The sequence below is a fragment of the Stenotrophomonas sp. YJH_SMC_131 genome (genome assembly GCF_059367975.1).
In genome coordinates this window covers 337,286-354,696 of sequence record NZ_JCAFRJ010000005.1, presented here as the reverse complement: position 1 = coordinate 354,696, position 17,411 = coordinate 337,286, and the positions used below count along the sequence as shown (strand labels likewise).

Annotated in this window: 17 protein-coding genes; 7 read left to right on the top strand and 10 right to left on the bottom strand. The window is 68.7% G+C overall.

The window, feature by feature from the left end; translation table 11 throughout:
• Positions 1–71 precede the first annotated feature (71 nt).
• From AC5P56_RS13190 to AC5P56_RS13180, 3 genes are read right to left on the bottom strand one after another with little or no spacing between them, the layout of a single operon-like run.
• Complete coding sequence (locus AC5P56_RS13190; protein WP_049440085.1) at positions 72–317, bottom strand: DUF6587 family protein; 246 nt, start codon at positions 315–317, stop codon at positions 72–74.
• Positions 317–2,182: a ferrous iron transporter B gene (gene feoB / locus AC5P56_RS13185; RefSeq protein ID WP_032959475.1), complete on the bottom strand. Its 1,866-nt coding sequence runs from the start codon at positions 2,180–2,182 to the stop codon at positions 317–319. Before feoB ends, AC5P56_RS13190 begins: the two co-directional genes overlap by 1 nt.
• On the bottom strand, positions 2,179–2,433 hold the full coding sequence (locus AC5P56_RS13180) for a FeoA family protein (RefSeq protein ID WP_005416370.1): 255 nt from the start codon (positions 2,431–2,433) through the stop codon (positions 2,179–2,181). Before AC5P56_RS13180 ends, feoB begins: the two co-directional genes overlap by 4 nt.
• Positions 2,434–2,552: 119 nt before the next feature.
• Between AC5P56_RS13180 and AC5P56_RS13175 the strand changes: the two genes are divergently transcribed.
• From AC5P56_RS13175 to yeiP, 5 genes are all read left to right on the top strand, one after another.
• A complete protein-coding gene (locus AC5P56_RS13175) occupies positions 2,553–3,341 on the top strand; it encodes an enoyl-CoA hydratase/isomerase family protein (protein WP_262094262.1) in 789 nt (262 codons plus the stop codon).
• A gap of 2 nt (positions 3,342–3,343) precedes the next feature.
• The gene (locus tag AC5P56_RS13170; RefSeq protein ID WP_262094263.1) at positions 3,344–3,745 is read left to right on the top strand and encodes a VOC family protein; all 402 of its coding nucleotides are present in this window, start codon (positions 3,344–3,346) and stop codon (positions 3,743–3,745) included.
• Positions 3,742–4,638 (top strand): hydroxymethylglutaryl-CoA lyase, encoded by an 897-nt coding sequence (locus tag AC5P56_RS13165; RefSeq protein ID WP_262094264.1) that lies wholly within the window; start codon positions 3,742–3,744, stop codon positions 4,636–4,638. Before AC5P56_RS13170 ends, AC5P56_RS13165 begins: the two co-directional genes overlap by 4 nt.
• A gap of 101 nt (positions 4,639–4,739) precedes the next feature.
• Positions 4,740–5,510 carry an SDR family oxidoreductase gene (locus AC5P56_RS13160; RefSeq protein ID WP_049440081.1) on the top strand — a complete coding sequence of 257 codons (771 nt, stop codon included), beginning with the start codon at positions 4,740–4,742 and terminating at the stop codon, positions 5,508–5,510.
• 49 nt (positions 5,511–5,559) lie between these two features.
• Positions 5,560–6,126 carry an elongation factor P-like protein YeiP gene (gene yeiP / locus AC5P56_RS13155; RefSeq protein ID WP_005409468.1) on the top strand — a complete coding sequence of 189 codons (567 nt, stop codon included), beginning with the start codon at positions 5,560–5,562 and terminating at the stop codon, positions 6,124–6,126.
• 119 nt (positions 6,127–6,245) lie between these two features.
• Here the strand turns inward: yeiP and AC5P56_RS13150 are convergent, their stop codons facing one another.
• The 4 genes from AC5P56_RS13150 to AC5P56_RS13135 form a co-directional block, all read right to left on the bottom strand.
• The gene (locus AC5P56_RS13150; RefSeq protein ID WP_495231722.1) at positions 6,246–6,947 is read right to left on the bottom strand and encodes a COG3650 family protein; all 702 of its coding nucleotides are present in this window, start codon (positions 6,945–6,947) and stop codon (positions 6,246–6,248) included.
• An 83-nt stretch (positions 6,948–7,030) separates the two neighbouring features.
• Positions 7,031–7,423: a nuclear transport factor 2 family protein gene (locus AC5P56_RS13145; protein WP_075077090.1), complete on the bottom strand. Its 393-nt coding sequence runs from the start codon at positions 7,421–7,423 to the stop codon at positions 7,031–7,033.
• Positions 7,404–10,553, bottom strand: a complete 3,150-nt coding sequence (locus tag AC5P56_RS13140) for a multidrug efflux RND transporter permease subunit (RefSeq protein ID WP_495231721.1) — start codon at positions 10,551–10,553, stop codon at positions 7,404–7,406. The genes AC5P56_RS13145 and AC5P56_RS13140 overlap by 20 nt, the downstream gene beginning before the upstream one ends.
• Before the next feature lie 36 nt (positions 10,554–10,589).
• Positions 10,590–11,738, bottom strand: a complete 1,149-nt coding sequence (locus tag AC5P56_RS13135; RefSeq protein ID WP_495231720.1) for an efflux RND transporter periplasmic adaptor subunit — start codon at positions 11,736–11,738, stop codon at positions 10,590–10,592.
• Between the two features lie 129 nt (positions 11,739–11,867).
• On the opposite strand from AC5P56_RS13135, the gene AC5P56_RS13130 reads away from it, so the two are divergent.
• On the top strand, positions 11,868–12,584 hold the full coding sequence (locus AC5P56_RS13130; protein WP_014646978.1) for a response regulator: 717 nt from the start codon (positions 11,868–11,870) through the stop codon (positions 12,582–12,584).
• Positions 12,584–13,660 carry an ATP-binding protein gene (locus tag AC5P56_RS13125; protein WP_014646977.1) on the top strand — a complete coding sequence of 359 codons (1,077 nt, stop codon included), beginning with the start codon at positions 12,584–12,586 and terminating at the stop codon, positions 13,658–13,660. The genes AC5P56_RS13130 and AC5P56_RS13125 overlap by 1 nt, the downstream gene beginning before the upstream one ends.
• Here AC5P56_RS13125 and AC5P56_RS13120 read toward each other — a convergent pair.
• From AC5P56_RS13120 to AC5P56_RS13110, 3 genes are all read right to left on the bottom strand, one after another.
• Complete coding sequence (locus AC5P56_RS13120; protein WP_495231719.1) at positions 13,638–15,533, bottom strand: DUF7844 domain-containing protein; 1,896 nt, start codon at positions 15,531–15,533, stop codon at positions 13,638–13,640. The genes AC5P56_RS13125 and AC5P56_RS13120 overlap by 23 nt on opposite strands.
• Before the next feature lie 10 nt (positions 15,534–15,543).
• A complete protein-coding gene (locus tag AC5P56_RS13115) occupies positions 15,544–15,843 on the bottom strand; it encodes a DUF2388 domain-containing protein (protein ID WP_014646975.1) in 300 nt (99 codons plus the stop codon).
• Positions 15,844–15,905: 62 nt separating this feature from the next.
• Entirely contained in the window at positions 15,906–17,294 is a 1,389-nt protein-coding gene (locus AC5P56_RS13110) for an FAD-binding oxidoreductase (protein WP_126412054.1), read from the bottom strand.
• Between the last annotated feature and the right edge of the window lie 117 nt (positions 17,295–17,411).

Genomic DNA, 17,411 nt, shown 5'->3' with positions numbered 1-17,411 from the left:
AGGGCGAAGGCCCGCACCACCGGCCGAAGGTTCGCACCCACCGGCCGGCCGCCGTCGAGCATGGCTCGACGCTACTTCTTGCTCGGCCCGCAGCTGTCGCAACCGCCACAGGCACCACCACCGCCCGTTGCCGGCGGCGCGATCTTCCGCCCCAGCGCCTGCAGCCAGGCGGCGCGGCCCGGCTTCAACAGGGCCAACGCCAACGCACCGCGCAGCGTGCGCACGGTGCCCGGGAACTGCTTCTTCAGCACCACCCAGGCACTGACCAGCACAGCCACCGCGATGATCAGGTACTGGATCAGCAGGCCGGTATCCATCAGCCGCCTCCCAGCGCCCTGGTCACCTGGTAGGTGATCAGTGCGGCCACATAAGCCGCTGCGAACAGGTAGAACGCGGCAAAGCCCATCTGCTTCCACGAATTGGTCTCGCGCTTGATGGTGGCCAGCGTCGAGATGCACATCGGGGCGTAGATGTACCAGACCAGCAGCGACAGCGCGGTCGCCAGCGACCAGCCATCGCTGATCAGCGGGGTCAGCGCCTGGCTGGCGGCATCGTCATCGGCGGCCGACAGCGCATACACGGTGGCCAGCGAAGACACCGCCACCTCGCGCGCGGCCAGGCCCGGGATCAGCGCGATGCAGATCTGCCAGTTGAAGCCCAGCGGCGCGAAGAACACCGCCATCGCATGGCCGATCTGGCCGGCGTAGCTGTAGTCGATGGCTGGCATCGTGGCGTCGGCCGGTGCCGCCGGGAACGACAGCAGCACCCACAGCAGGATGGTCAGCGCCAGGATGATGCCGCCGACGCGCTTGAGGAAGATCATGCCGCGCTCGTACAGCCCCACCGCCAGGTCGCGCACATGCGGCAGGCGGTACGACGGCAGCTCCAGCATCAGCGGGTGCTCGCTCTTGTCGCGACGCCACTTCTTCATGATCCACGACATCGCCAGCGCGCTGAGAATGCCCGCCGCATACAGGCCGAACAGCACCAGGCCCTGCTGGTTGAACACGCCCCACACCGTCTTCTGCGGAATGAACGCACCGATCAGCAGCGCGTACACCGGCAGGCGCGCCGAGCAGGTCATCAGCGGCGCCACCAGGATCGTGGCCAGGCGGTCACGCGGGTCCTGGATGCTGCGCGTGGACATGATGCCCGGCACCGCGCAGGCGAAGCTGGACAGCAGCGGGATGAACGAGCGGCCGGACAGGCCGGCGGCCGCCATCATGCGGTCGAGCAGGAACGCCGCACGCGGCAGGTAGCCGGACTCCTCCAGCACCAGGATGAAGAAGAACAGGATCAGGATCTGCGGCAGGAACACCACCACGCCGCCGACGCCTGCGATGATGCCGTCGGTCAGCAGGCTGGCCAGCGGGCCTTCCGGCAGCACGCTGCCAACAAAGGTGCCGAGCCAGGCGAAGCCAGCCTCGATGCCGTCCATCAGCGGCGTCGCCCAGGCGTACACCGCCTGGAAGATCAGGAACATGACCACCGCCAGGCTGACCAGGCCGAACACCGGGTGCAGCAGCCAGCGGTCCAGCGCGTCGTCGATCTTCGCGGTCCGTGCCGGCATGCGCACGGCGACCGACAGGATCCCGCGCACCTTGGCGTGGTAATCGATGCCACCTTCCGGGCCCGGCACCGGCGCATCCAGGTGCGGCACCATGGCGTCCAGGCGCTCGACCAGGGCCTTGGCGCCCTGCTTGCGCACCGCCACGGTCTCCACCACCGGCACGCCCAGCTCGCGTTCCAGCGCGGCCACATCCACCTGGATGCCGCGGCGCTGGGCCGCGTCGACCATGTTCAGGGCCACCACCATCGGCTTGCCCAGCTCGCGCAGTTCCAGCGCGAAGCGCAGGTGCAGGCGCAGGTTGGTGGCGTCGATCACGCACAGCAGCACGTCCGGCGCGGCCTCGCCCGGGTAGAAGCCCCGGCACAGGTCACGGGTGATCGCCTCGTCCAGGCTGGCCGGATGCAGGCTGTAGGCGCCCGGCAGGTCAAGCACGGCGAATTCACGGCCGGACGGCGCGCGCAGGCGGCCCTCCTTGCGCTCGACGGTGACGCCGGTGTAGTTGGCGACCTTCTGCCGGCTGCCGGTCAGCTGGTTGAACAGCGCGGTCTTGCCGCTGTTGGGGTTACCGACCAGCGCGATGCGCAGGGGGGCGGTGGCGGCGATTGCGGTCATGCACGTCGTTCCTGGCTGGCGGCGTCGACCACGACCCGCTTGGCTTCACTGATCCGCAGCGCGAACCGGGTGAACCCGACCTGCACCAGCAGCGGCTCGCCGCCCACCGGGCCCTTGGCCACCAGGCGCACTTCCTCGCCATTCACGAAACCCAGCTCGCGCAGGCGACGGGCAATGGCATCGTTGGCATGCAGGTCCTGCACGGACTCGACCACGGCCGAGGTGTGCAGCGGCAGTTCGGACAGCGTCATCTAGCGTGTTCTCTGCTGGATGTAAATGGTTCTCGATTCTAACATTCCCGCGTCGCGTCATGGCCCATGACCAATGGCCCGCTATGATCCATACAGGTATGGAGTGACCCTGGAATCCCATGAACGATGCTTTGCAGATCGAGCGCCGTGGCGCCGTCCTCACCCTCTGGCTGAACCGGCCGGAGCTGCACAACGCCTTCGACGCCAGCCTGATCGCCCGGCTGACCGCCGCGCTGGAGGCCGCCGGACGCGACGAATCGATCCGGGCCGTGGTGGTGGCCGGTCACGGCGCCTCCTTCTCGGCCGGTGCCGACATGCAGTGGATGCGCGGCATGGCCGCCGCCAGCGAGGCCGACAACCGCGAGGACTCGCTGGCCCTGGCGCGACTGATGCGCACCCTGGACGAGCTGCCCAAGCCGACCCTGGCCCGGGTCCATGGCGCGGCCTTCGGTGGCGGCGTCGGCCTGGTCGCCTGCTGCGACATCGCCATCGCAAGCAGCTCGGCGCGCTTCGGCCTGACCGAAAGCCGCCTGGGCCTGCTGCCCGCGGTGATCTCGCCCTATGTGATCGAGGCCATCGGTCCGCGCCAGGCCCGTCGCTGGTTCGCCACCGGCGAGCACTTCGATGGCGAGACTGCGCTGCGCATCGGCCTGGTCCACCAGCTGGTCGAGCCCGAGCGCCTGGACGAGGCGCTGGAGCGCCAGCTGGCCCTGCTCGACAAGGCCGGCCCGATCGCCTCGTCCACCGCCAAGCAGCTGGTCCGGCAGGTCCGCGACAGCCATGACCGCGACACCCTGGATCGGGATAATGCGGCCCTGATCGCGCGCCTTCGGGTGTCCGCCGAGGGCCAGGAAGGCCTGGGCGCCTTCCTCGACAAGCGCGCCCCTCACTGGGTCACGGAAGCCTGAACATGCTCGATCATCTTGGTTTGACCAGCGCCGACCTGGCGCGCAGCAGGACCTTCTTCCTGCAGGCACTGGCGCCGCTGCAGATCGGCGTGGTGATGGAAGTGAGCGCCGAACAGACCGGCGACCACGACCACATCGGCTTCGGCAGCGACAGCAAGCCGTTCTTCTGGCTCGGCAATGGCGGCACCGCCAGCCACGGCGTGCACGTGGCCTTCGCCTGCGCCAGCCGCGCGCAGGTGGACGCCTTCCACGCCGCCGCCCTCGCCGCCGGTGGCCGCGACAACGGCGCCCCGGGCCTGCGCCCGTGGTATCACCCGGATTACTACGCCGCCTTCGTGCTCGACCCGGACGGCAACAACATCGAGGCGGTCTGCCACCGCCCCGCCGATGGGGCAGCCGCATGAGCGATTACGTCCGCATTGTCGAGGTCGGCCCGCGTGATGGCCTGCAGAACGAAAAGCAGTTGGTGTCCACCGCCGACAAGATCGAACTGATCAACCGCCTGTCGGCCACCGGCCTGCGCAGCATCGAGGCGACCAGTTTCGTCAGCCCGAAGTGGATTCCGCAGCTGGCCGATGCCGCCGAGGTCTACGCCGGCATCCAGCGCCGGCCGGGCATCCACTACCCGGTGCTGGTGCCGAACGAACAGGGCTACGACCGCGCCCGCGCGGTGGGCGTGGAGGAAGTGGCGGTGTTCACCGCTGCGTCCGAGGCCTTCAACCGCACCAACACCAATGCCGGCATCGACGAATCGCTGGCCCGGTTCGAGCCGATACTGCGCCGCGCCGCCGCCGATGGCGTGCGCGTGCGCGGCTACGTCTCCACCGTGCTCGGCTGCCCCTACCAGGGCGAGGTGCCGCTGGCCGACGTGGTGCGGGTGGCGCGCGCGCTGCACCAGATGGGCTGTTACGAAATCTCGCTGGGCGACACCATCGGCGTCGGCACCCCACGCAAGGCACGGGCGATGCTGCAGGCGGTCGCTGCCGAGATCCCGATGGAAGCCTTGGCCGTGCACTTCCACGACACCTACGGCCAGGCCATCGCCAACATCGCCACCTGCCTGGAAGCAGGCGTGCGCGTGGTCGACAGTGCAGTCTCGGGCGCCGGTGGCTGCCCGTACGCGAAGGGGGCCAGCGGCAACGTCGCCAGCGAGGACGTGGTCTACCTGCTGCAGGGCCTGGGCCTGGACAGTGGCGTGGACCTGCCGGCACTGGCCGAGACCGGCCGCTGGCTGGCCGGCCTGCTCGGCCGCGCCACCGCCAGCCGCACCGGCCAGGCGCTCGCAGCGACCGGCTGAGCACCCCGCTGCGCCGCTCCCGCTCGGGCGGCGCAGCGCACAACGGCGACGGTCGCCGCTTCCGTTAGAATCGGCGGTTCTCGAACCTGCAGGACCGTTCAATGCAGCTGTCTTCCGTACGTGCCGTGATCACTGGCGGCGTCTCCGGCCTCGGCCTGGCCGTGGCCCAGCACCTCGTCGCCCAGGGCGGCAAGGTGGCTCTGTTCGACCTCAACGACGACAAGGGTGCAGCTGCCGTTGCCGGGCTGGGTGCCGACAAGGCCCGCTATTTCAATGTCAATGTCAGCGATGAGGCGGCCGTGGCTGCAGCCATCGACCGGGCCCACGATTTCCTCGGCGGCCTGAACGTGGCGATGAACTGCGCCGGCATCCTCGGCGCCGGTCGCGTGCTCGGCAAGGAAGGCCCGATGCCGCTGGCCGGCTTCCAGGGCACGGTGATGGTCAACCTGGTCGGCAGCTTCAACGTCGCCAAGGCCGCGGCCAACCGCATGCAGCACAACGACGCCGGCGAAGACGGCGAGCGCGGCGTGATCATCAACACCGCCAGCATCGCTGCCTATGAAGGACAGATCGGCCAGGCCGCGTATGCCGCCAGCAAGGGCGGCGTGGTGTCGATGACGCTGCCGATGGCGCGCGAACTGTCGCGCTTCGGCATCCGCGTCAATACGATTGCTCCTGGCGTGTTCTGGACGCCGATGGTCGATGGCATGCCCGAAGCCGTGCAGCAGTCGCTGGCCGCCTCGATCCCGTTCCCGTCGCGCCTGGGCAAGCCGGAAGACTTCGCCAGCCTGGTCGGCTTCATCCTCGGCAACACCTACCTCAACGGCGAGACCATCCGCCTGGACGGCGCTACCCGCCTCGCTCCGAAGTGATTCCCCCCGGGCGCCGGGACGGCGCCCTCCCCCAACGACCTAGATCACCATGAAAGCCAACGACATCAAGAAGGGCAACGTCGTCGAGTACAACAACGGCGTATACCAGATCCGCGACATCGAGCGCAGCTCGCCGCAGGGTCGCGGCGGCAACGTCCGCTTCCGCTTCATCATGTACAGCGTGCCGGGCGGCAACAAGCTCGACGCCAGCTTCGATGCCGACGACAACCTGGTCGAGGTCGAACTGCTGCGCCGCCAGTCCACCTATTCGTACAAGGACGGCGATGCCTTCGTGTTCCTCGATGACGAGGACTACACCCCCTACACCCTGGACGCGGACGTGATCGGCGATGACGCCGGCTACATCACCGACGGCCTGACCGGCATCTACGTGCAGGTGATCGACGAGCAGCCGGTGGCGATCCAGCTGCCGGCCTCGGTGGTGCTGGAAGTGATCGAGACCCCGCCGGAACTGAAGGGCGGCACTGCCACCAAGCGCCCGAAGCCGGCCAAGCTCAACACCGGCATCGAGATCATGGTGCCGGAATACATCGTCAACGGCGAACGCGTGCTGGTGAACACCGCCACCGGCGAATTCGCCGGCCGTGCCGACTAAGCGCCTTGCGCTGATCGGCTGCCTGTCCCTGCTTGCGGCGTGCTCGCCGCAGGCAGCGGGCAGCGCATCGGATGTAGCGATCGTGTAGAGCCGAGCGTGGGCTCGGCTCTACAGAAGGCTTACGGCTGCTTCCCGCCGAAGTTGCCGCAGCCGTGATACTGGCGGGTGCCGATGGTCAGGTTCACCTTGGCATCGAACGCCTCGCCGCTCATGTCGTCCTGGCAGGTGGTGCGCTGGAAGCTGAGCTTGACGTCGGTACCGTCGGACGCCTTGCCACTCCAACCGTCAGCACCTTCGGTGGGCGTGGCGACGTCGAAGCGACGCTCGCCATAGTCAACTTCCACCCTCAGGCCCGGCGCGTCGCCATCGACGACCGCCAACCAGCCCGGCTCGTTGCCCGTGGCGCGGAACGCGGCCGTGCCCGCGCTGCCATCGCCTTCGGTCGCTTCGACCGCATGGCACTCGCGGTCCGCCTCGCCCTTCAGGCTCAACAGGCCGTCATCGCTGCCCTTGGTCCAGAAGCTGTTGCCCTGGCCATCACCGTACCTGGCACCCGACGCCGCACGTTCGGAGGTCATGGCGAAGGTACGTTCGCCGATCACCACCGTGGCCGCATCCTCGCCATTGAAGGCCGCGCGCACGCTCAGATCACCACACTGGTACGTGGTCTCGCTGCCGGTACCGGCGCTGGTGCTGGCAGCCGGTTCGGGCGCCGCCGGCGGCGCGGCATCGGTGCCGCCCGCAGCGGGTGCCTGGGCCGGCTGGCACGCGGCCAGCACCAACCCGAGCGAGGCTGCCAACAGACTGGGAACTACACGCATGGCTCGACTCCTTGTCGACACTACAGAGACCTTCGACCCTACCACCTGCCGGTGAGCGCGGCCTGAAAGCGGCCTGACCGTACTCACGCGGCCAGTACCGCCATCGACAACAGCTGCGCACCGCTGCCGGCGGAACTGCAGGTCCAGACCCGCAGCAGGCGCAGCTTCACTTCACGCTCCCGGCCCTGCCGCCACACGGACAACCGCACGTCGCTGGACAGCAACGCCAGGCGGCCACACAGCAGCGCCTCCACCGCGTGCAGCTGCAGGCTTCGCACCTGCAGGCTGCCGGCCAGCCAATCGCCCAGCCATGGCAGATCGAGCATGCGGCCGCCGTGGCCTTCCATCATGAACAAGGCCGGCGATACCAGCGCGTTCAACGCATCGTGGTCATTTTCCAGCAGCGCAGCGCACAGGCGCTGCTCCAGCGCCATCAACTGCTGCTCATGCAGATCTTCAACGATATTCCGTTCCATCCACGGTTCCTCCCGGCATCGGCCGGCGCCTGCGCAGGCGCTGCGCGATCCACTGCCGCGCGCCCTGCACTACTACATAGAAGACCGGCACGAAGAACACGGCCAGCACGGTCGCACTGACCATGCCGCCGAACACACCGGTTCCAATCGCCTGCTGGGTTTCCTTCGACGCGCCCTGCGCCAGCATCAGCGGCACCACGCCCAGCGCGAATGCCAGCGAGGTCATCACGATCGGGCGCAGGCGCAGCCTGGCTGCCTCCAATGCCGCCTCGACCAGGCCGCGCCCCTGCTGCTGCAGCTGCCGCGCGAACTCGACAATGAGGATCGCGTTCTTCGCAGACAGCCCGATCACGGTGATCATGCCGACCTTGAAGAACACATCGTTGGGCATGCCACGCAACAGCACCGCGGCGACCGCACCGAGCAGGCCGAGTGGCACCACCAGCATCACCGCCAGCGGAATCGACCAGCTCTCGTACAGCGCCGCCAGCACCAGGAACACCACCAGCATCGACAACAACAGCAGCCACGGCGCCTGCGCCCCCGATTCACGCTCCTGCAGCGACTGGCTGGTCCACTGCAGGGCAAAACCGGACGGCAGCTTCCCGGCCAACCGCTCCATCTCCGCCATGGCCTGGCCGGTCGACACGCCGGAGGCCGGTGCGCCGGACAGATTCAACGCCGGGAAGCCCAGGTAGCGCTGCAGCTGCAGCGGCGCCTCGGTCCAGTGCGGGGTCACCAGTTCCGACAACGCCACCATGCCGCCCTCGCTGTTGCGCACGTACAGTTTCAGCACGTCCTCCAGTTCCATGCGATGCGGCGCGTCGGCCTGCAGGATCACCTGCTGCAACCGGCCCTTGTTGGGGAAATCATTGACGTACTGCGAGCCCATCGCCGCTGACAGCGTGCTGCTGATGTGCTCGAAGCCCACGCCCATCGCCTCGGCCTTGGCGCGATCAATGTCCAGCCGCACGCTGATACCTGCCGGCAGGCCATCGGCATGCACCTCCGACAGCAGCGGACTGGCCTCGGCCAGCTTCAGCAGCTGCTGCAGGGCCGCGCGCAGCTCGGCCTGGCTCTGCCCGGTACGCGCCTGCAGGGCCAGCGAGAACCCGGACGAACGGCCCAGGCTGTCGATCGCCGGCGGCATCACGCTCATCACCTCGCCCTCGGCAACCGTGGCCATCGCCTGCTGCGCGGCCTCCACCTCGCCGGCTGCGGTGGCGCCAGCACGCTCACCCCAGTCCTTCAGCATGGTGTAGGTCAGCGCCGCGCTTGGGCCGGAACCGGAGAAGCTGTAACCGAGGATCGACTGGTTGGAGCCGATGCCCGGGCGCGAGGCCACGTGCCGTTCGTAGGCTTCGATCACCGCCAGCGTGCGTTCGGCGGTGGCTTCGGCCGGCAGCTGGATCGAGGTCATGAAATAGCCCTGGTCCTCTTCCGGCAGGAACGCGCCCGGCAGCCAGTGCAGGCCCAGCAGCAGCGCCGCCACCAGCGCGGCGAACACGCCCATCACCCGGCCGCTTCGCCGCAGCACGGAGGCCACGCCACGCTGGTAGCGCCCGGTCAACGCCTCGAAGCCACGATTGAAGGCGCCGAACAGCCCGCCACGACCATGATGGCCGTGGGTGTTCGGGCGCAGCAGGGTCGCGCACAGCGCCGGTGTCAGGCTCAGTGCCAGCACCGCCGAAAACAGGATCGACACCGCCATCGCCACGGTGAACTGGCGGTAGATCGCGCCCACCGAGCCGCTGGCCAAGGCCATCGGAATGAACACCGCGGTCAGCACCAGGGTGATGCCGATCACCGCGCCGGTCAGCTCTCGCATCGCCTTGATGGTCGCCTCGCGCGGCGGCAGGCCCTCCTCGGCCATGATCCGCTCCACGCCCTCGACCACCACGATCGCGTCGTCGACGATGATGCCGATCGCCAGCACCATGCCGAACATGGTCAGCACGTTGATCGAGAAGCCCAGTGCCAGCATCACCGCGAAGGTACCGAGCAGCGCGATCGGTGCAACCAGCGCCGGAATCAGCGTGTAGCGCCAGTTCTGCAGGAACAGGTACATCACCGCGAACACCAGCAGCATCGCCTCCAGCAGCGTCTGCACCACCTTCTGGATCGAGATCTTGACGAACGGCGCGGTGTCGAACGGGATGCTCGCCTCCACGCCGCGCGGCAACAGCGGCGCCAGCTCGGCCATGCGCTCACGGACCGCCGACGCCGTGCGCACCGCATTCGCGCCCGGCCGCAGCTGCACCCCGGCGGCGGTGGCCGGATGGCCGTCCTCGCGGGTGCCCCAGGCATAGCTCTGCGCGCCCAGTTCGACGCGGGCGACATCACCCAGCACCACCCGTGAACCGTCGGCCCCGGCGCGCAGTACGATCGCCGCGAACTGTTCCGGCGTGGACAACTGGCCGTCGGCGCTGAGCGGCACGGTGATGCGCTGGCCCGGAACACCCGGCGAATCACCGATACGCCCCGGCGAGATCTCCAGGTTCTGCTGCTCGATGGCAGTGGCCACATCGCCCATGGTCAGGCCGTAGCCGGTCAACCGGGTCGGGTCCAGCCACACGCGCATCGCCTGCTCGGCACCGAACAACTGCACGCGACCGACGCCATCGATGCGGCGCAGCTCTTCGATGATGTTGCGCGCCATGAAATCGCCCAGCGCGGCCTCGCTGACGCTGGCATCCGGCGAACGCAGGCCGACCAGCATCAGGAAGCCGGAATCGGCGGCCTCCACGAACAGGCCGTTCTGCCGCACGCTGCGCGGAAGGCGCGGCTCGATCGCCTTGATCCGGTTCTGCACGTCCACCTGCGCCAGTTCCGGATTGGTGCCGGGCTTGAAGGTGGCGGTGATCGAGGCTTCGCCGGAGGTGTCCACCGACGATTCGAAGTAAAGCAGATGCTTGACGCTGGACAGCTCGCGCTCGATCAGGCCGACCACCGCATCGTTCAACGTCTGCGGGCTCGCACCCGGGTAGCTGGCATAGATGCTGACGCTGGGCGGCGCGACCGCCGGATAGCGCTCCACGGCCAGGCGCGGAATCGCCAGCGCGCCGGCCAGGATGATGAAGATCGCCAGCACCCAGGCGAACACCGGGCGATCGATGAAGAAACGTGCCATGTTGGATTTTCCTGGAGGGGCTGTCCCGGGAAAGGCTCAGCCCTTGCTGCGGGCCTGCACCGCACCGGCGCTGGCGACCGGCTTCTGCCAGTCGCGCGCATCGACCACCACGCCTTCCTGCAGGCGCTCCTGGCCCTCGACCACCACTTTCTCGCCGGCCTTCAGGCCCGCGCGCACCAGCCACTGGCGATCGACGCTGCCGTCCACCTCCAGCGTGCGGATCACCGCCCTGCCGTCGGCGCCTATCACCCAGGCATAGGCCTGGCCACCGGCGCTGCGCAGCACGGCCTGCTGTGGCACGGTCAACGCACTGGCCGGGGCACCCCGCGGCACCCTCGCGCGCACATACATGCCGGGCAGCAGCTGCCGCCGCGGGTTGTCCACCAGGATGCGCAGGATCACATCACCCGTCCGTGCATCGACATTGATACCGGAGAACAGCAGCTGGCCACGCTCGGGCAGCGGCTTGCCGGCGGCACCGATGATCGTCACCGGCAGCTTGTCGCCGCCGGCCGCACTGCGCTGCAGCGACTCCAGCTGCGCCGCCGGCTGGCGCACATCCACGTAGACCTGGTCGATCTGCTGTACCACGGCCATCGGCTCGGCATCGGCCACGCCGACCAGCGCACCTTCGGTCACCAATGCCTGATCGATACGACCGGCAATCGGTGCGCTGACCGTGGCATAGCGCAGGTCGAGCTGGCGACGGGACAGGATCGCGCGCGCTTCATTCACTGCCGCGCGTGCCTGCTCGTACTCGGCGCTGGCGTCGTCCCGATGCTGCTGGCTGACCGCCTGCGCGGCAGCCAGGGCGTGCAGGCGCTGCGACTGCACGCGACTGCGGCCCAACGCCGCCTCACTGCGCTGCAGTGCGGCCAGCGCCGAATCGACGTCGGCCCGGAACGCTGCCGGGTCAATCTGGAACAAGGCCTGGCCTGCCCTGACTTCCGCCCCTTGGTCGAACAGGCGCCGCTGCACGATGCCGCCCACCTGTGCGCGGATCTGCGCGGTGCGCACCGCCGCGACGCGGCCTGGCAGTTCGTCGTCACGTTGCACCACCTGCGGGCCGACGCTGATCACGCTGACGCGCGGCGCCGCCTCGGGGGTGGCTTCGGGAGTGGAGCAGGCCGTCATGGCCAAGGCGAGGGCCGCGATCAACGCGACCGGAGTCCTGAAGGTTCTCATTGCTGTGCACAATGCCGCGCAGGCGGCGGATAGGTTCTGAAGCGCGCAGTCTGCGTGGCGATGATGGGGTTTCGATGGAGGAACTGTGGAGATACGATGGAGGCAAGCACCTTACGGCCCCGCCCCTGCATGCATGCCTCCCCTGCCCTCGCCGCCCTCGTCCTGATCGTCGAGGATGAGGCCGAGATCGCTGACATTCTCTGCGCCTACCTGGAACGCGAAGGACTGCGCACGCTGCGCGCCGCCGATGGCCACAGCGCACTGGACCTGCACCGCAGCGCCCGGCCCGACCTGGTCCTGCTCGATGTGCAGCTGCCGCGCCTGGACGGCTGGAGCGTGCTGACCCAGCTGCGCCAGCGCGGCGAGACGCCGGTGATCATGCTGACCGCACTGGACCAGGACCTGGACAAGCTGACCGCGCTGCGGATGGGCGCTGATGACTACGTGGTCAAGCCCTTCAACCCGGCCGAGGTGGCCGCGCGCGTGCGCGCCGTACTGCGGCGCACGCTGCGCGCCGCGCGCGTGGACGCACCCACCGCGTTGCGCGTCGGCCCTCTGCTGATCGACTCGGCCACCCACGCGGTGCACGTGGAGGGCGAAGGCTACAGCCACGAAGTGCTGCTCACCCTCACCGAGTTCAAGCTGCTGCACTGCATGGCGCTGGCGCCGACGCGCATCTTCAGCCGCAGCGAGCTGATGCACGAATGCCTGCCGGAAAGCGAAGCACTGGAGCGCACCGTCGACAGCCATGTCAGCAAGCTGCGCCGCAAGCTGGATGAAGTGGGCATGGTCAACGTCCCAGCCAGCGTGCGTGGCGTCGGCTACCGGCTGATGGCCGATCGCTGATGCCCTCCCTGCGCCGCTCCGGGCTGAGCCGCCACATCATCGTTTCGATGTCGCTGATGGTGATCGGCGTCATCGTGATGATGATCCTGTCATCGTGGCTGCTGTACGCGGTGCTGGTCGAGTTCTTCCCCGGCAGTGCCGAGGAGCCGGAAAGCTGGCTGCCGACCGGCCCGGAACTGGCATGGATGGTGGGCGTGATCCTGACCGGGCTGGCGCTGGCCATCGCCGCCTCGTTCCGCCTCGCCCACCGCATCCTGTCGCCGCTGAATTCGCTGGTGGACAGCGTGCGTGCGCTCGCGGGCGGCGACCTGGGTGCACGCGCCAGCGTCGAGGAAAATTCGCCGGGCGAAGTGGCGACCCTGGTCGAGGACTTCAATGCGATGGCGCGCCGCCTGCAGCACATGGAGAGCGAGCGCGCGATGTGGCACGCGGCCATCGCCCATGAGCTGCGCACACCGGTGACGATCCTGCGTGGCCGCCTGCAGGGGCTGGCAGAGGGTGTGTTCCAGCCAGACGAGTCGCAGTTCCGCAGCCTGCTGGCCCAGGTCGAAGGGCTGTCACGGCTGATCGAGGACCTGCGCGTGCTGAGCCTGTCCGACAACGCGCGGCTGGACGTGCGTCGCGCGCGCACCGACGTGGTGGCCGAGGTGCATTCGGTGATGACCCTGGTCGATCCACAGTTCCGCGCCGCCGGCTTCGTGCTGGAGCTGGAAACCAGCCGAGAGGAACACAACGCGCACTGCGACCCGACCCGCCTGCGCCAGGCATTGCTGGCGCTGCTGGAGAACGCGCGGCGCTATGCCAGCCCGGGCAAGGTGCGGATTGCAGTGCATGACACGCCCGGCCACGTGCAGGTGGCGATCGAAGACGAGGGCCCGGGCATCGACCCGGAACTGCACGCGGATATCTTCACCCCGTTCATGCGTGGCGACGGTTCGCGCTCGCGCCAGGGCGGCGGCAGCGGGCTCGGCCTGGCGGTGGTCAAGGCCATCGCCGACGCGCACGGTGGCCGCGTCTACTGCATCCCGGGCAGCGCCGGCGGCAGCCGCTTCGTCATCGAACTGCCGCGCCAGTAGCCGGGCGGGCTGCCTGCGTACGCAGGTGTGCACCGAGTGCGGCCAGATTGGCGTCGATCGCATCCATTTCCTCGCGTTGGCGGATCGGCAGCTGCTGGCGCAGCTGGACGCGCAATGCCTGCCACGCCGGGACCGCCTGCGCACTGGCAGTGGCCACGGCCGCGGACAGCAGCGCCTGCTCGTCGCCCAGCGGCAATCCATAGCCGTCATCCTGCAGCAGCGTCCCCGGGCGCAGCCACTGCCCGCTCTGCTCCAGCAACCCGCGCAGGCTGCGCGTTTCAGCGCCGTCCGGTGCGGCCAGCAGCTGCCGCTTGAGCACATCGCGTGCGCGCAGCTCGGCGCGCCGCTGCGCGGCCTGTTCCAGCAGCAACAGGCCGGCGCTGGCACGCAGGTCACCCTGCAGCAGCCACGGTGCGCGTTGCTGTGCAGGCAGCTTCAACCAGCCGCGCACATCACGAGCGGGCAAGGCCAGCTGGGCCGCGGCCACTGCGAACAACTGCTGGTAATGGTCGCGCGCCGAGGCGAAGTAGTAGCCCTGCGCCTGCGCTGCAGTGCGGTCCGCCAGTACCCTCTCGTCGAGCACGTCCAGCCGCACCAGTCGCCGCTTCAGGCCGCGCGGGCTCAGTTGGGCCAGGCCCGCCTCGCCAAGGCGCGGCACCCCGGCCTGCAGCAGCTTGGCGGTTTCCACCGCGCAGTTGTTGCTGACGAAGTAATAGCGCCCGTCATAGCTCCAGTGCACCTGCGCGGTGCGCTCGAGCAGGCTGGCGATTTCGCTGCGGCCCAGCTGCAGCGGCAGCGACTGCAGCCCGCGCAGCTCGACCTTGGTGTACTCGTCCACCACCTGCTGCAGGGGCAGCACGAACAGCCGCGACGGATAGCCGCCGGTCAGGCCACGCCAGTTGGATATCTGCACGTCGCCCACGAACGCGCGGAACGACAGCACGCGGTGGTACTCCAGGTCCAGGCGGCAGTCCGGCCCAGGTACGCGGCCCGGCTTGCAGACCACCAGCCGCAGCATGCTGTGGCCCCAGCGACTCATCGGCTGCGCACTGCCTTCGGCGAACAGGTAGTCCACCGCGTAGACGCGCGCCGGGTCGAGCTGCAGCAGCGATGCAGCGCCCTCCTCCGATTCGGCCTGCAGCAGGGGCAGCGTCGTGGCGCACCGCGGCCGTGGCAGCGACGGTGGTGTTCCGAAATGCGCCTGGTACCATTGCGCCAACGCGGGCCGCCGGCAGGCGAACTCGCCGTCGAGCACGAAATGCTCGGCATTCACGGCCAGGTACTCGGCCGGGTTCGCCAGTTCATAGACATCCGGGCTGCGATCACGGAAATCGTTGTCGCCCCGGCCGAGGTGCCAGGGCCTGCGCTGCCAGCCCGCAAGGTCACGCCATCGCACGCTCTGCGACCAGTGCGCACCGCCACGGTCGGCGACGTGGGTCAGTTCATGCACCAGCGCACTGCGGCGCGCACGGCGGTTGCCGGGCATGCCGTCATCCAGCAGGGTGCGGCGCAACGTAATGCGGCCGGCGAAAGCGCGCCCGTGCACCTCGGCGGGAAGGTCATCACTCCAGCGCACCTGCACCTGAGCCGGCAAAGCGCGCAGCAGGCCTTCCGGCAGCAGGGACTGCACGTCGGCCAGGGTCTGGCTGGCGAGCTGCTGCTGCGTCGGATCGAGACCGGAGGGATCGAGCTGCAGCCGATCAGCCGCGTGGACGGAAGGGATGAGCAGCCATGCCAATGCGGCGATCCACCCGCACCGCCCGCTGTGCTTCCGTAGAGCCGAGCCATGCTCGGCTGCTGTTGCGATCCGGGTGCGCCGGGCATCCAGCCGGGCATGGCTCGGCTCTGCAGAAAGCGATGACGCCGAGGTCATGCAGCCCGCATCAACGCGCCAGCAGCGCGCGGGCCAGTTCCAGGTCGCTCTGTTGCTGTGCGGCAGCGCTCTGCTCACGCAGGTGGACCAGCGCGGCCTGCAGGCGGGCGCCACGGATCTGGCCGTCGCTGGCGACGAACGCAGCGGCATCGTCGCGCGCGGCTCGCACCACCTTGTCGTCGCCCGAGCTGCTGCCCGAGGAACCGGAGGAGGCACCGGTCGCCGAACCGGCCGAGGTGCCAGCGAAGCTGGAAGCGAAGCCGGCCAGCGGCAGGGACAGCAGGGCGAGCAGCAGAAGCGGACGGGTCATCGGTTCGAAGCCGGTTGTGAAGGTGCGTGGAGCGTAACGGGTACGTGAAGGATTTGCCCGGCTCAGGCGTCGAACAGCTTGCCGGGATTCAGCCGCGCTTGGGGATCGAACGCGCGTTTGACCGCCTTCATGAGCGCGATCTCGGCGGGGGCGCGGGTGCTGTCCAGGTAGCCCTTCTTGACCAGTCCGATGCCGTGCTCGGCGGAGATGCTGCCATCGAAGCGGGCCAGCACCTGCGCCAGCAGCTTGGTCACGTGCTCGCACTGCGCCACGAAGTCGGCGTCGCTGGTGTCGTCCGGCTTGAGCACGTTGATGTGCAGGTTGCCATCGCCGATATGGCCGAACCAGACCACGTCGAAGTGCGGGTAGGCCTGCCCGATCAGTGCCTGGGTCTCGGCCAGGAACGCCGGCATCGCCGAGATCCGCACCGAGACGTCATTCTTGTAGGGCTTGTAGCGCGCCAGCGACTCGGTGATGCCTTCGCGCAGGCGCCACAGCTGGGCGGCCTGGGCATCGCTGGCACTGATCACACCGTCGCTGACCCAGCCGTTGCCCATGCAGTCCTCGAAGGCCGCCATCGCCGCGGCTTCCTGTGCCTCGTCGTTGGCCGCGAACTCGGTGACGACGTAGTACGGATGCACCTCGTCGAACGGTGCCTGCGCGCCATGCGCCAGCACGTGCTCCAGCGCCCGGTCGGTGAAGAATTCGAAGGCCTGCAGCTGCAGGCGCGCGCGGAACGCGGCGAACACCTGCATCAGCACCTCGAAGCTGGGTACTGCCAGCAGCATCACGTTGCTGGCCGGCGGCGGATCGGTGAGTTTCACTGTCGCCTCGACGATCACGCCCAACGTGCCTTCCGAACCGATCAGCAGCTGGCGGAAGTCATAGCCGCTGGAGTTCTTGATCAGGCCCTTGTTGAGTTCCAGCAGCTCGCCGCTGGCGGTAACCACCTTCAGCCCGGCGATCCACTCGCGGGTATTGCCATAGCGGATCACGCGGATGCCGCCGGCATTGGTGGCGATGTTGCCGCCGATCGTGCACGACCCGCGCGCAGCGAAGTCCACCGGGTAGATCAGGCCGTGGTCCAGCGCGGCGTTGTGCACGGCCTCCAGCGGCATGCCGGCCTGCACCACCAGGGTGCGATCGACCGCGTCGTAGGCCAGTGCCTTGTTCATCCGTTCCAGGCTGAGCACCAGCTCGCCGTTGGCGGCCACCGCGCCACCGGAAAGGCCGGTACGTCCGCCGGACGGCACCACGGCCACGCCCTCGCCCGCACTCCAGCGCATCACCGCCTGCACTTCCTCGACCGTGGCCGGCAGTGCGATCGCCAGCGGCGCTGGCGTCCAGCGCCGGGTCCAGTCGCGCCCGTAATGCTCCAGGTCGGCCGGGTCGGTCTTCAGCTTCAGGCCGGGACAGGCCTGCTGCAGCGAGGCAATGCGGGAATCGGTCATGACGGTCCAACGCGGTGCGTGAAGACGGGCAAGCGTGCCAGCGGTACGCGCCAGCGTCCAGCCCCGCAGCGATACAGATAGCTACGGATGCAACCAATTGCGCACTGCACCATGGGC